General features: G+C 67.9%; 10 protein-coding genes. 3 read left to right on the top strand and 7 right to left on the bottom strand.

The features are described from left to right. Positions 1-55 precede the first annotated feature (55 nt). Positions 56-553: a pyridoxamine 5'-phosphate oxidase family protein gene (locus PI246_RS04135; RefSeq protein WP_320550018.1), complete on the bottom strand. Its 498-nt coding sequence runs from the start codon at positions 551-553 to the stop codon at positions 56-58. Between the two features lie 220 nt (positions 554-773). On the opposite strand from PI246_RS04135, the gene gnd reads away from it, so the two are divergent. Further along, the gene (gene gnd, locus PI246_RS04130) at positions 774-1778 is read left to right on the top strand and encodes a phosphogluconate dehydrogenase (NAD(+)-dependent, decarboxylating) (RefSeq protein ID WP_320550017.1); all 1005 of its coding nucleotides are present in this window, start codon (positions 774-776) and stop codon (positions 1776-1778) included. A 231-nt stretch (positions 1779-2009) separates the two neighbouring features. Here the strand turns inward: gnd and PI246_RS04125 are convergent, their stop codons facing one another. The 5 genes from PI246_RS04125 to PI246_RS04105 form a co-directional block, all read right to left on the bottom strand. Next, positions 2010-2957, bottom strand: a complete 948-nt coding sequence (locus PI246_RS04125) for a cation diffusion facilitator family transporter (protein WP_320550016.1) — start codon at positions 2955-2957, stop codon at positions 2010-2012. 120 nt (positions 2958-3077) lie between these two features. Then, positions 3078-4061, bottom strand: coding sequence for a malate dehydrogenase (locus PI246_RS04120; protein ID WP_320550015.1), 984 nt, complete (start codon positions 4059-4061; stop codon positions 3078-3080). A 35-nt stretch (positions 4062-4096) separates the two neighbouring features. After that, positions 4097-5296 carry an aminotransferase class I/II-fold pyridoxal phosphate-dependent enzyme gene (locus tag PI246_RS04115; RefSeq protein WP_320550014.1) on the bottom strand — a complete coding sequence of 400 codons (1200 nt, stop codon included), beginning with the start codon at positions 5294-5296 and terminating at the stop codon, positions 4097-4099. Between the two features lie 216 nt (positions 5297-5512). Beyond that, entirely contained in the window at positions 5513-6019 is a 507-nt protein-coding gene (locus tag PI246_RS04110) for a peptidylprolyl isomerase (protein ID WP_320550013.1), read from the bottom strand. Positions 6020-6144: 125 nt separating this feature from the next. Then, entirely contained in the window at positions 6145-7854 is a 1710-nt protein-coding gene (locus tag PI246_RS04105; RefSeq protein WP_320550012.1) for a 3-hydroxybutyrate oligomer hydrolase family protein, read from the bottom strand. A gap of 182 nt (positions 7855-8036) precedes the next feature. On the opposite strand from PI246_RS04105, the gene PI246_RS04100 reads away from it, so the two are divergent. Further along, on the top strand, positions 8037-10229 hold the full coding sequence (locus PI246_RS04100) for a pilin (RefSeq protein WP_320550011.1): 2193 nt from the start codon (positions 8037-8039) through the stop codon (positions 10227-10229). Between the two features lie 126 nt (positions 10230-10355). Then, the gene (typA, locus tag PI246_RS04095; protein ID WP_320550010.1) at positions 10356-12203 is read left to right on the top strand and encodes a translational GTPase TypA; all 1848 of its coding nucleotides are present in this window, start codon (positions 10356-10358) and stop codon (positions 12201-12203) included. Positions 12204-12283: 80 nt separating this feature from the next. Here the strand turns inward: typA and PI246_RS04090 are convergent, their stop codons facing one another. Continuing rightward, positions 12284-13366, bottom strand: a complete 1083-nt coding sequence (locus PI246_RS04090) for a mechanosensitive ion channel family protein (protein WP_320550009.1) — start codon at positions 13364-13366, stop codon at positions 12284-12286. Positions 13367-13383 lie beyond the last annotated feature (17 nt).

Below are 13383 nucleotides of genomic sequence, written 5' to 3'. Positions count from 1 at the left end.
GACGACAGCGCAGACTAACCGCAGGCCGCGCCGCCGTCCAAACCCGCGTCGTGCGTCAGGAGCGGAAATCGACCTTACGGTTCTCGCCCACGTCGGGGGTGGTGCCGGTAATGCGCGCCTTCAGGTAGTCGAAGGCAATCACCATCTTCGACGACGGGGCGTCCCAATACTCGGCGGTGTCGACGTCCACCCGCAGCAACGCCAGGTCGGGGTCGTCCTTGCCGTCGGGAAACCAGGTCTTGATCCATTCGTTCCAGTGCGCGTCGATGGCGGCGCGGTCGTCCACGATCACGGCCGAGCCGGAGAGCGACACGTAGCTATGCTCGGAGGCGTTCGCGTACGCGGCGTTGACCTGATGATGGGACGCCACCTCCTCGACCTTGGGCGAACTCTTGCGGGTGAAGAACCAGAGCTGGCCATCGAAGCCCTTCTGCGAGGCGACCATGGGCCGGCTGTAGAGGTGGCCATCGCGCTCACTGGTGAGCATGGCCACGCGCGCATCCTTGATGAGGCTCCAGATCTTGTCGTAGTCGTCCTGGCGGCGATCGGTCATGTCGAGGCTCCGTGGGTCGGGGGAACGCAGACCGTCCCACGCCCGCGCTCAACGCGCCGTCAATCCGGGATGACGACAGACCGGCACCCTCTCCACGTTCGACTTCCCGCCCGCCAGCCCGCACTATTAGCTCCCCGGATGCCGTCGTGGGCTCCCTGAAGGCTTGCATCCCACGTCGGCAGCCGCATATCTCCCCCGTCGAAATCACGAGGATCCACGCATGAAAATCGGTTTGATCGGTCTGGGCCGCATGGGCGGCAACATTGCCCGCCGGCTGATGAGGGACGGTCACCAGACCGTCGTCTACGACAACAACGCCGAGGCCCGCGCCGCGCTGGCGAAGGACGGCGGCGAAGCGGTCGAGTCCCTCCAGGCGCTGGTCCAGGCCCTCCCCTCGCCGAAGGCGGTGTGGGTGATGCTGCCGGCCGGCGAGATCACCGAGAACACGATCCAGACCCTGTCGGGCATGCTCGGCAAGGACGACATCATCATCGACGGCGGCAACACGTTCTACAAGGACGACGCCCGTCGCGGCAAGGAACTCGCGGCCAAGGGCATCCATTATGTCGACGTCGGCACCTCCGGCGGCGTGTGGGGCCTGGACCGCGGCTACTGCATGATGATCGGCGGCGACAAGCCGACCGTCGACTACCTCGACCCGATCTTCAAGACGCTCGCCCCGGGCGCTGGCGACATCCCGCGCACGGCCGACCGCGATGGCCGCGATCCGCGCGTGGAACAGGGCTACATGCACGCCGGTCCAGCGGGTGCGGGCCACTTCGTCAAGATGGTCCACAACGGCATCGAGTACGGCATGATGCAGTCGTTCGCCGAGGGCTTCGACATCCTCAAGAACCGCAACGCCGATCACCTGCCCGAACACGAGCGCTACCAGCTCGACATGGCCGACATCGCCGAGGTGTGGCGTCGCGGCAGCGTGGTGTCGTCGTGGCTGCTCGACCTTACCGCCAGCGCCCTGGCGAAGGGGCCGGAGCTGGACAACTACTCTGGCTACGTCAACGATTCGGGCGAAGGCCGCTGGACGGTCAACGCCGCCATCGAGGAGGCTGTGCCGGCCGAGGTGCTCACCTCCGCACTGTTCGCCCGCTTCCGATCGCGCCAGGAGCACACCTATGCCGAGCGCCTGCTCTCGGCGATGCGCATGGGCTTCGGCGGCCACGTCGAAGGCCGCGGCACCCCGCCCAAGGAAGGCGAACACTCCTGACGACGAAAGCCCGGGCCTGGCCCGGGTTTTTTTTAGGTTCTTCACGGGAGTCCGGGGACCCTCCCAGCGATCAACCATATGGCCCGGTGGTGGTTCGGTCCCGCGAGCCCTGGTCTTGGTGGTCTGGTAGCGCCACAGCGCGTTGCACCTGGGCGTTTCGTGGGGAGACCTTGGCGTCCACCCTCGCTGCTCGGGCAGTCCTCCGCGTTCGATCGCCCTAACCCACACGCGTCAAGGCGCGTGCCGATCCAGCTCCGCCACGCGCCTACGCCAGCGCTCCGGTGTCTGCGGCTTCACGAACAACGCCACGATCGGCAGCTTCGCGTCGCGCGCTGCCCGCTCCATCCGCTCCACGCACGCTTCGATCTGCGCCGTGGTGAGGTCATCCTCGAACTCGGTGGACACCGCCACCATCACCTGGTCCGGCCCCAACTGGTGCGTGAGCGCCCCATTGACGCTGACCACGCCAGGCACCGTCGACACCACCGAACAGACCCGCTGCAACAGGTGCGGCTGGGCGGATTCGCCAATCAGCAAGGCCTTGCTCTCGCGCGCCAGCAACACAGACGCCAGCGCGAGCACCACCGCGATGCCGACCGACGCCCAGCCATCGAAACGCGCGTCGCCGGTGGCGTGCGAGAGCCACACCCCCAACGCCGCCAGGCCCAGGCCAAGGAGGGCGGCGCTGTCCTCGAACAACACGGTGAACGTGGTGGGATCCTTCGAGCCGCGGAACGCTTCGAAATAACTCATGCGTCCCTTGCGCTGACGCACGCTCTTGAGCGACAGCCACCACGACGTGCCCTCGAACACCGCCGCGACGCCGAGCACGACGTAGTTGGCCGTGGCATCGGATGTCGGCTCGGGATGCAGGATGTGCTGGATGCCCTCGTACAACGAAAATCCCGCACCCAGCGACAACACCAGCAAGGCGACGATGAAGCTCCAGAAATACAGCTCGCGTCCGTAGCCGAGCGGATGCTCGCGATCCGGACGCTTGCGCGAGCGGCGCAACCCGTACAACAAGAGAACCTCGTTGACGCTGTCCACCAGCGAATGCACGCCTTCGGAAAGCATGGCCGAGCTACCGGTGATCGCGGCCGCGACGAACTTGGCCACGGCGATACCGACATTGGCGGCCAGGGCGGCGTAGACGACGAGCTTGTTTTCGTTGGCCATGCCTCGATGGTTGATGGGTCGATGTCGTCGGCGGGTCAACGCCGTTCGGTGCCCTCCCACCGACGAAAAAGGCCGCGCCTCACGGCGCGGCCTTTCTCCGGGTAAAACCCTCGCCGCCGCTTACTTGGCGAACAGGTGTTCCACGCCGGCGCGCTCTTCGCGCAGTTCCTTGTTCGTGGCGTCGATACGCGCCTGCGAGAACGCGTTGATCTCCAGGCCCTGCACGATGGCGTAATTGCCATCCTTCACCGTCACGGGGTAGCCGAAGATGACGCCCGGCTCGATGCCGTAGGAGCCATCGGAGGGAATGCCCATCGAGACCCAGTCACCCTCGGCCGTGCCCAGGGCCCAATCGCGCATGTGGTCGATGGCGGCCGACGCCGCGGACGCCGCCGACGACGCGCCGCGCGCCTTGATGATGGCGGCGCCACGCTGCTGCACGGTCGGGATGAAATCGCTCTCGTACCAGGCCTGGTCGATCTGCTCGAGGGCCGGCTTGCCCTTCACCGACGTCTGGTGCAGGTCGGGGTACTGCGTGGAGCTGTGGTTGCCCCAGATGGTGACTTTCTTGATGTCCGTGGTGTGGGCACCGGTCTTCTCGGCCAGCTGCGACAGCGCGCGGTTGTGGTCGAGGCGGACCATCGCGGTGAAGCACTTCGGATCGAGGTCCGGGGCGTTCTGCTGGGCGATGAGGGCGTTGGTGTTGGCCGGATTGCCCACCACGAGCACGCGCACGTCGCGCTTGGCGTGGTCGTTGAGGGCCTTGCCCTGGGGGCCGAAGATGGCGCCGTTGGCCTCGAGGAGGTCCTTACGCTCCATGCCCGGGCCGCGCGGGCGGGCGCCGACGAGCAGGGCGTAGTCGACGTCCTTGAAGGCGACGTTCACGTCGTCGGTGGCGACCACGCCCGCGAGCGTTGGGAACGCGCAGTCGTTGAGCTCCATCACCACGCCCTGCAGGGCCGGCAGCGCCGGGGTGATTTCGAGCAGGTGCAGGATCACCGGCTGGTCCGGGCCGAGCATGTCGCCGGCGGCAATGCGGAACAGGAGGGCATAGCCGATCTGGCCGGCTGCGCCGGTCACGGCAACGCGAACGGGTGCTTTCATCTTGCGACTCCTCGGGGATATCTGGGGATTGGCGATCAGGAAAGCTCGGCGAAGAACTCGACGATACGGGCCATGCCCTTGTCGAGCGCCTCGTCCGGGCACGAATACGAAATGCGCAGCGCGCGCGGCTCGCCGAAGGCCGAGCCTGGCACGCAGGCCACGCCCTTGGCGTCGAGCAGCTGGGCGCAGAAATCGACGTCGCTGGTGATTTTCACGCCGTCGTGCGTCTTGCCGAAGGCGACGGAGATGTCGGGGAAGGCGTAGAACGCGCCCTGCGGATACGGGCAGACGACACCGGGGATCGACACCAGCGCCTTGTGCACGCGATCGCGCTTGGTGGCGAATTCCTTGCAGCGCGCGGCAGGGATGTCCTGCGGACCGGTGAGCGCGGCGACGGCCGCGGCGCTGACCACCTCGGGCAGGCTGGTGATGTGGTTGGAGTTGAGCGTCGTGACCGCCTTGGCGACGGCCTCCGGCGCGGCGATGAAGCCCACGCGCCAGCCCGGCATGCCGTAGGTCTTGGAGAGCGAATCGGTGAAGATCACGCGGTCCTTCAGTTCCGGGCGCAACTGCACGACGTTGTGATAGCCGACGCCGTCGAACACCATCGTGTTGTAGATGTCATCGGTGACGATCCAGGTGTCCGGGTAGTTCACCAGCACGTCGGCCAGGGCGGCGACTTCGTCGCGCGTGTAGACCATGCCCGTGGGGTTGGACGGGTTATTGAAGAGGAACACGCGCGGCTTGCGCTGCAGCGCCTCGTCGAGCTGGGCCGGAGTGAGCTTGTAGTTCTGCTCGGGCGGGCACGGAAGGATGTTGACCCGCGCGCCGACGATCTCCGCGATGTCGAGGTAGCTTGTCCAGTAAGGCGCCGGGAAGGCGATTTCGTCGCCTTCGTCGAGCAGCGCCTCGGCAAGGTTGTAGAGCACGTGCTTCGCGCCCACGCCGGTGGAGACGTTGGCACGGCCGTAGCCGGTGAGACCGAGCGCTTCGATGTGCTGGAGGAAGGCATCCACCAGCGCGTCGGTGCCGCGGTTGCTGCCGTACTGGCCCGAATCCTTCGCCAGCGCCTCGCGGGCGGCGGCGTAGACGTGCTCGCCGGGGAGGAAGTTGGGAACGCCGATGGAGAAACTCACGATGTCGCGGCCTTCGGCCTTGAGTCGCTTGGCCTTTTCGGCAATGACCATGATCGCACTGGGCTTGGCGCGGCCCATCCGCGTGGCGAGCTTCGGCATCGGTTCCTCGGCGTGTGGGGAGGGAAGCAAAGGCCGCCATTTTAGCATGCGTGCCGGCGCTTCGCGTCGGATCGCCTATCCAATCGGCTCCTGCCCCTTCGGTAGGCAGGCGTTCCCGACCCGGCTACCAAAGTGGTGGGAGCCGATCGCATCGGCGATACCCGGATACGAAGACGCCGCCCAAAGGCGGCGTCTTCCAGGGGGAGGTCACCCGCCTCAGCGAGCGTCCAGCACCTCGTTCCACTTGCCCACGTTGGCCGCCTGCTTCTCGAGCAGCGCGTCCACGTCGCCGGAGACTTCCACCTTCTCGATGGTGTCGTCCTGGCGGATGGCATCGACCACCTTCTGGTCGTCCGCACCGACGATTTCGCCGAACACGCTGTGCTTGCCGTCGAGCCACGGGGTCGGGCCGTGGGTGATGAAAAACTGCGAGCCGTTGGTGCCCGGGCCGGCGTTGGCCATGGACAGCACGCCCGGTTTGTCGTGCTTGAGGCTCGCGTCGAACTCATCGCCGAAACGGTAGCCCGGGCCGCCGCGACCCGAACCCTCCGGGCAACCGCCCTGGATCATGAAGTCGGCGATGACGCGATGGAACGCGAGGCCATCGTAGTAGCCACGCTTGGCCAGGTTGACGAAGTTGGCCACCGTCATCGGGGTCTTCTCGTCGTGCAGGCGCAGGTGGATGTCGCCCTTGTTGGTCTTCATGGTGACGTTGATGGTCATCTGGATTCCTGTAACGCGTTGAAAGTCGGCCGTTCGCCCGCGGCGAGCGGTCCCGGAGCCCGCAAAGGCTACCGAAGATGGCGCCCCATCCCCAAGACTTCAAGCGGCACGGCGTGAGGATGCGTTCAGCCCGGCAGGGCCAGGGCCCCGGCGGTCAGCCGGCCAGCCCCTCGCGGGCGCGCGTCGCGCACCGCGGCGTCCTCCGGCAACGCCCTGCCCAGGTCCAGGTGCTGCCACGCCCGATCGAGCGCCGCGAAGCCGAACGGCAGCAGGGGCAGGTGGCGCTCGCCGAACCCGGGAAACGCCAGGAACGCGTCGAAATGCTGCGCGTGGGGCACCTGCCAGAAGACCGGTCGACGACCGGCGGCGCGCAGCCACGCGACGTAGGGCGCGGCGCTGAACGCGAGGGGAATCATGCCGTCATGGGTGCCGTGCACCACCAGGATCGGCAGGTCGTCCCGCGGCAGGGCCGCCGCCGTCGTTCGAACCGCATCGCGCAAGGTGTCGTCCTGCCACAGGTCGCGCAGGCTGAGGCGGCCCGGCAGCGTGGGATCGAGCGAGAGGTCGGTGCCGCCGGCGAGGACGATACCCGCTCCGGGCGGCACACCGGAGCCTTCGGCCCACCACGTGGCACGCAGCGCGGCGCCGGCAAGGGGCTGGGTCCGGTAGGCAAAGCCCCCGGGCATCCGCCCGGCGTCCCGACGCAGGTAAGCCGACGCATAGGCCACCGTGATGGTGCGCCACAGGTCGAGCGACACCGAGGTCGCCGCCACGCGGAGGGCGTCGTCCTGCCACCCGCCCGCGCGAAGCATCGCCAGAGCCTCGTCCGCCTGGGCGACGGGACTCTGGGCGGCAAGCCGGCCGTGGGCGCGCAAGGCGGCGCCGCGCAACGCCCACGCGGGAAGCGGCAGCCCGGCCACCCGGGCGAAGGGCACCTCGTCGAACAGCGGCGCGGCCAGCGCCGCCGGCAACAGCACGCTCGCTTCGCTGGCGTAGTCGTACAGCGGACGGCCGTGTCCTTCGACATGGACGTTCGGCGCCACCGCCACCACCGCGTCGAGCAGGCCCATCGTGTCGTCGCCGGCCGCCAGCAGCACCGCACCGCCGCCGTTGGAGAGACCGGTGGCGATGATGATCGTGTTCTGCGCCGTGAACGGCGCGTCCTCCGGCATCGCGCGGTCGAGCATCGCCAGGCCGAAGCGCGCCGCGTCCAGCACGTGACGGCCCCAGTCGGCCTCGGGGTGGTCGCCGGAATGGGCATGCTTCACCGCGATGCCGTCGTCGACAGAAAGCCCTTCCGGCTCGAACTCCAGCACCGCATCGCCCGTGCGGGCGCGCGTCCCGTCGAGCGCCACGCCGGTACCGTCCGCCGGGTCGACGTACCCCGACCCGGCGCCCTTGTCGGTATAAGCCACGGCGAAACCCTTCGGCAGACCCCAACAACCCGCGAGCGCGATGGCGCCGTAGATCCCCCGGGAACCCGACGACGCGGCAACGACCAGCACGCGCTTGCGCCGATCGAACGCATCCGGCACCTGCACCAGCACGCGGTGCGGCGAACGGGCGTGAGGCAGCCGGGCAAAGGTGGTGTATTCGCGGCCCGGCACGTCGGGCACCGCGCCGTACACGTCGCCAAAGCCGCCGAGCGGGTCGAGGTCGGCGATGCCCTTCCAGCTCGAGTGGATGGCGCGACGGCGCAGCTCGGCCGCCGTCGGCGAGAAGGGATGGGCGAAAGGTGTCGCCAATCCAGCAAGGCCGCGCAGGCCGAGGCCCGCGCTGAGCAGGTCGTCGCCGTGGCGGTGCATGGTGCAGCGGATGTCGCCGAACGTAGGCATGGGAGAAGAGTCGCCAGTCCGCCGTGCGTGCGCAAGCATGCTTCGTTCGCCGGGGGGACGCTTGCCGCGAGCGCCGCGCGTCGACGCGACGTATCGTTTTTTCATGTCGGCGTGTCGATGATCCGGATCGGCACGCGCGTTACACTCGCGCGATCAGGGACCACCACCAGGGGAAACGCGCAATGATTGCCCGTCGTACTGTCGTGCTCGCCACCGCCATCGCGGTGGCACTCGGACTCACCGCCTGTCATTCGAAAGACGACACGCCCGCCGCCGATCCCAAGGCGGTCGCCGCCGCGCAGACGGCGATCGCCTCGCCCGCCTGGCTGCGCCAGCACCTGCCCGCGCAGACCGTGGCCTACCTGCGCATCCCGTCGCCATGGGGTCTGCTCGGCGGCGTGCCGGACGGCCGGCCGCTCGACAGCGCACTTGCCTCCCAGGCGCACCTCGATGCCGTGGCCGCGATCCGCACGGGACTGGGTAACGACAAGGTACTCGCCGGGCTCTCGTTCACGCCCGTCATCCAACTGCTGCTGGCCGACCTGCGCTCGCCGATCGAGATCGCCGTCGTCGACCCGGTCGGCATACCCTCCCCCGCGTCGCGGCTGGTCGCCACGATGACGCTCGATTTCCCCTCCGTCGCGGCGTTCAACGCGCGCATGGCGGCGGCCGGCGGCGCCGGCGTGCCGATGCTGGATGCCCCGCTCGACGCGCAGGGGCGCGGCCGGCTCGCGTCGGGCGCCGCGCTGCGCTACGACGCCGCCCAGCGCCGCCTGTGGGTGTCGCAGGCGATGCGTGAATCGCCGGGCGGACAGACGCTCGACCAGATCGTCGCCGACAGCGCCAAGCCGCCGGTCGCACCGCCTCCCGCCACGTTGACGGCGCTGGAGTCGCGGATCGACGCGTCCGGGGAAGGCCTGTTCGGCTGGGCCGCCATTCGTGGCCTCGGCGGCGTGGCCGCGGCACAGGCCGGCGACGGCTCGCTCGGCAAGCTGCCGGGCGACCTGGCCAGCAAGGCCGACGCCGTCGCGTTCGGCGCCGGCACGGTGGATGGCCGAGGCGCGTTCCGCATCGTGCTCCATGCGCCCCAGGCGCGCGTGTTGCAGTACCTCGCACCGGCCGCGTTCGCGCCCGGGATCAAGGCCGCCGGCGAGCCGCGCTGGGCCATGACGCTCAGCCTGCCCAGCGCGTCGAACTACGCCACGTTCGAGAACAACCTCAACCTCGACTTTGGTCCCAACGGCGCCGCGCAGTATCGGCAGTTCATCGCCCACATCGGGCAACGCGCGCATGTCGATCCGAAACGGTATCTCAGTTGGTTCGGTCCGGAGCTGATCGTCTTCGCCGACGATGCGGGGCAGTTCTTCGCCTTGCACTCGCCGGGCCGGAAAGACTGGTACGACTTCATCGCGTCCAACGCCGGCAACGGCTGGAAGACCGGCACCGCCCAGGTCAGCGGCACCACGGTGCACTGGCTGCGCATCCCGGGGCGCTCGCCCGACGCGATCGCGCCGCATGCCGCCCCCGAGCAGCGTGGGCTGCTGGCCGTGTTCGATCGCCTGGGCGGCACGTCGTGGTGGGTGGAAGACGGTGACTGGATCGTCATGGCGAAGGTGCCCCAGGCCCTCGCCGACCGCGCCGCGGCGAAACCCGATGTGGCGCTCGACGACTGGTTCAAGCGGCGCGCCTATCCCGGCAGCCGTACGCTTGCCGGCTTCACGGCCACCTCGCACGGTGCCCAGCGCGACGCCTACTACACGTACATCAGCCTGCTGCAGGCGCTGGGCAACCTGACCGACAGCACCCCGGACATCGCCGCCCTGCCCGCGGCGCATACCCTGGGCCTGCCCGACCAGGGCGTGCTCGGCGCCGCCGTCGAGGTCGACAACGACACCCTGGGACTTGCGTTCACCTACGAGCAGAGCCCGGTGGAACTGGCCGGCTCGGCGGGCGGCGGCGGCGCGGTGGCGACCGCGGCGATCCTCGCGGCGGTCGCCGTGCCGCAATACCAGGCGTACACGCTCCGCTCCGAGGTGTCGCGGGCGCTTGAAGCGGCCGAGCCGGCCAAGGCGGCCGTCGCGGCCAAGCGGCTGGCCAGCGGCCGTTTTCCCGCCAGCAACGCCGCCGCGGGGCTGGGTAAGCCCGAAACCCTCGGCAACGACTACGCCGGCTCGGTGGAGGTCGGCCAGGGCGGCCAGATCGTGGTCACCCTCGATAGCACCCCGCCACGCAAGGCCGATGCGAAGCTGGCCGGCGGCGAACTCCTGCTCACGCCCCGGGTGGGCGAACACCGGATCGACTGGGATTGCTCGGCCGACGGCATCGACGCGAACTACCTCCCTGCCAGCTGCCGCAACCAGCCGCTGACGCCCTGAGGCAGGCGGCGCGGGGAGGTTCGCGGCCGGACCTCCCCGCCGTCATGCGAAAGACGCCAAAACCCTTTATAATCGGCGGCTTCCCAAACCAAAGAGGCGATCCGGCGTTACGCCGGCGCATAACGCATGTCGATCGAATTCCTCCGCAACATCGCCATCGTCGCTCACGTCGACCATGGCAAGACCACCCTCGTCGATCAGCTTCTGAAGCAGTCCGGCACGCTCAACGAGCGCACCGTGCTCGCCGAGCGCGTCATGGATTCGAACGACCAGGAAAAGGAACGTGGCATCACGATCCTGGCCAAGAACACGGCCATCACCTGGGAAGACAAGAAAAAGGGCGTCAAGAACCGCATCAACATCGTCGACACCCCGGGACACGCCGACTTCGGCGGCGAAGTGGAGCGCGTGCTGTCGATGGTCGATACCGTGCTGATCCTGGTCGACGCGATGGACGGCCCGATGCCGCAGACCCGCTTCGTCACCCAGAAGGCCTTCGCCATGGGCTTCAAGCCCATCGTGGTCGTCAACAAGGTCGACCGCCCGGGCGCCCGTCCGGAGTGGGTCGTCGAGCAGGTGTGGGATCTCTTCGCCAAGCTCGGCGCCACCGACGAACAGATGGAATTCCCCATCGTCTACGCGTCGGCGCTCAATGGCTACGCGTCGCTCGACGAAAACGCGCGCGAAGGCGACATGACCCCGCTCTACGAAGCGATCATGCAGCACGCGCCCAAGCCCGATGTCGATCCGGAAGGCCCCTTCCAGATGCGCATCAGCCAGCTCGATTACAACAACTTCGTCGGCGTCATCGGCATCGGCCGCATCCAGCGCGGCACGCTGAAGAAAGGCATGCCGGTCGCCGTGATCGACCGCGAAGGCAAGAAGCGCCAGGGCAAGGTCGTGCAGGTGCTCGGCTTCCTGGGCCTGGAGCGCATCGAGCAGGATACGGCCGAAGCGGGTGACATCGTGGCCATCGCCGGCATCCCCGAGCTGACCATTTCCGACACCGTCACCGCGCTCGACACGCCCGAGGCGCTGCCGCCGCTGAGCGTCGACGAGCCGATGATCAGCATGACGTTCCAGGTGAACAACTCGCCGTTCGTCGGCCACAAGGATCTCTCCGGCGGCAAGTTCCTCACCAGCCGCCAGCTGCGCGAGCGCCTCGACCGCGAGAAGGTGCACAACGTGGCGCTGCGCGTGGAAGACGGCTCCGATGCCGACAAGTTCCTGGTCTCGGGTCGTGGCGAACTGCATCTGTCGGTGCTCATCGAGAACATGCGTCGCGAAGGCTACGAGTTGGCCGTGTCGCGCCCGGAAGTCATCCTCAAGGAGATCGACGGCCAGAAGATGGAGCCGATCGAAGAGCTGGTCATCGACATCGAAGAGCAGCACCAGGGTGGCGTGATGGAGCGCCTGGGCATCCGCAAGGGCGACCTCAAGAACATGGTGTCCGACGGCAACGGTCGCGTGCGTCTGGAGTACGAAATCCCGGCCCGCGGCCTGATCGGCTTCCAGAACCAGTTCAAGACCCTCACCCAGGGCTCGGGCCTGCTGTTCCATGTGTTCAAGCATTACGGTCCGTACACCCCGGCCCCGATCGCCAAGCGCCAGAACGGCGTCATGATCGCGAACGCCGCGGGCACCACGCCGGCCTACTCGCTCGGCCCGCTCCAGGAGCGTGGCAAGCTGTTCGCCGCCGAGGGAGACTCGGTGTACGAAGGCCAGCTGATCGGCATCCACGCGAAGGACAACGACCTCACCGTGAACGCGATCAAGCCCAAGCCGCTGACCAACATGCGCGCCTCGGGCAAGGACGACGCGATCCAGCTGACCCCGGCCACGAAGTTCACGCTGGAGCAGGCCCTCGACTTCATTGACGACGACGAGCTGGTCGAGGTGACGCCGAAGGAAATCCGTCTTCGCAAGAAGCACCTCACCGAAAACGACCGCAAGAAAGCCTCTCGCGGCCAGTAACTCCAAAAACCCGGCCACCGCGCCGGGTTTTTTTTGTGGTGCAGGCGCCCGCCCCGCGGGCGATGCGGACCGCCGTGACCTCAGCGCGGCAGCGGCACGACCGGCTCCGTCGCATCGAGGTCTGCGCGGTAACGCGGCAGAAATGTCGGGAATTCCCGGCGCACGAAAGCAATCAGCCCTTCGCGCACCTTGCAGCGCAAGTCGAATGACTTGCCTGAATCGGCGGAGCTCACCAAGGCGCGCACCTGCATCGCCTTATCGTTGCTGTCGACCACCTGCAAGACCATGACCCGCCCGTCCCACTCCGCCGCGTTCTTGCACAGACGCTCGAGCTCACCGCGCAGCGGTTCCAACGGCAACCCGTAGTCGAACCACAGCAACACCGATCCCAGGATCTGCGAGCTGGTGCGCGTCCAGTTCTGGAAGGGGTTCTCGATAAAGTACTGCAACGGCACGATCATCCGCCGCTCGTCCCATATCTTCACCACGACGTACGTGCTGGTGATTTCCGCGACACGCCCCCACTCGCCTTCCACGATCACCACATCATCGATACGGATGGGCTGGGTCAGGGCGATCTGGATGCCGGCGATGAGATTGCCCAGCACCGGCTTCGCGGCCAGGCCGACAGCCAGGCCCGCCAGTCCCGCCGACGCGAGCAGGCTCGCGCCGAACTGACGCACGCCGGGAAACGTCATCAACACCACCGCGGTGCCCAGAACGACGACCACGACCATGGCCGTGCGGCTCAACACGCGCACCTGCGTCTGCAACCGGCGCGCACGCAGGTTGTCTTCGAGATCGATGGGGTTGAAACGCGTGACGGCGGCTTCCAGCGCACCGATACAGCGGACGATGAACCACGTGACGGCGACGATCAGCGCCACGCCCACGACGTGCTCCAGCACGCGGACCAGCCGCGCAGGCTCGTCAGGGGCCGCGCGGAACGCCACCAACAGCATCGCCAGCGGGACGATAGCCTCCATCGGCGCATTCGCGCGGCGGATGATCGATGCGCCCATCGGGTGGTGGATGGCGAAACGCCGCAACACGGCGTTTACCACCCGGCGGAGAAGACCCGCGACAGCCAGCGCGATCACGACGATCAGCGCGAAGCGCGTCCACGGATGGGCCACGTCTGGCATCCAGTCGGAAGTGCTCATGTCGCTCACTCTAGGAC

The sequence above is a fragment of the Luteibacter sahnii genome (genome assembly GCF_034063545.1).
GTDB lineage: Bacteria > Pseudomonadota > Gammaproteobacteria > Xanthomonadales > Rhodanobacteraceae > Luteibacter > Luteibacter sahnii.
Note: the sequence above shows the minus strand (reverse complement) of the source record. Positions and strands in the feature narration are given on the sequence as shown.

Excerpts from the sequence above, each read along its gene's own strand:
- PI246_RS04135 (WP_320550018.1), bottom strand. The coding sequence starts at position 553 with ATGACCGATCGCCGCCAGGACGACTACGACAAGATCTGGAGCCTCATC.
- gnd (WP_320550017.1), top strand. The coding sequence starts at position 774 with ATGAAAATCGGTTTGATCGGTCTGGGCCGCATGGGCGGCAACATTGCC.
- PI246_RS04125 (WP_320550016.1), bottom strand. The coding sequence starts at position 2,957 with ATGGCCAACGAAAACAAGCTCGTCGTCTACGCCGCCCTGGCCGCCAAT.
- PI246_RS04120 (WP_320550015.1), bottom strand. The coding sequence starts at position 4,061 with ATGAAAGCACCCGTTCGCGTTGCCGTGACCGGCGCAGCCGGCCAGATC.
- PI246_RS04115 (WP_320550014.1), bottom strand. The coding sequence starts at position 5,296 with ATGCCGAAGCTCGCCACGCGGATGGGCCGCGCCAAGCCCAGTGCGATC.
- PI246_RS04110 (WP_320550013.1), bottom strand. The coding sequence starts at position 6,019 with ATGACCATCAACGTCACCATGAAGACCAACAAGGGCGACATCCACCTG.
- PI246_RS04105 (WP_320550012.1), bottom strand. The coding sequence starts at position 7,854 with ATGCCTACGTTCGGCGACATCCGCTGCACCATGCACCGCCACGGCGAC.
- PI246_RS04100 (WP_320550011.1), top strand. The coding sequence starts at position 8,037 with ATGATTGCCCGTCGTACTGTCGTGCTCGCCACCGCCATCGCGGTGGCA.
- typA (WP_320550010.1), top strand. The coding sequence starts at position 10,356 with ATGTCGATCGAATTCCTCCGCAACATCGCCATCGTCGCTCACGTCGAC.
- PI246_RS04090 (WP_320550009.1), bottom strand. The coding sequence starts at position 13,366 with ATGAGCACTTCCGACTGGATGCCAGACGTGGCCCATCCGTGGACGCGC.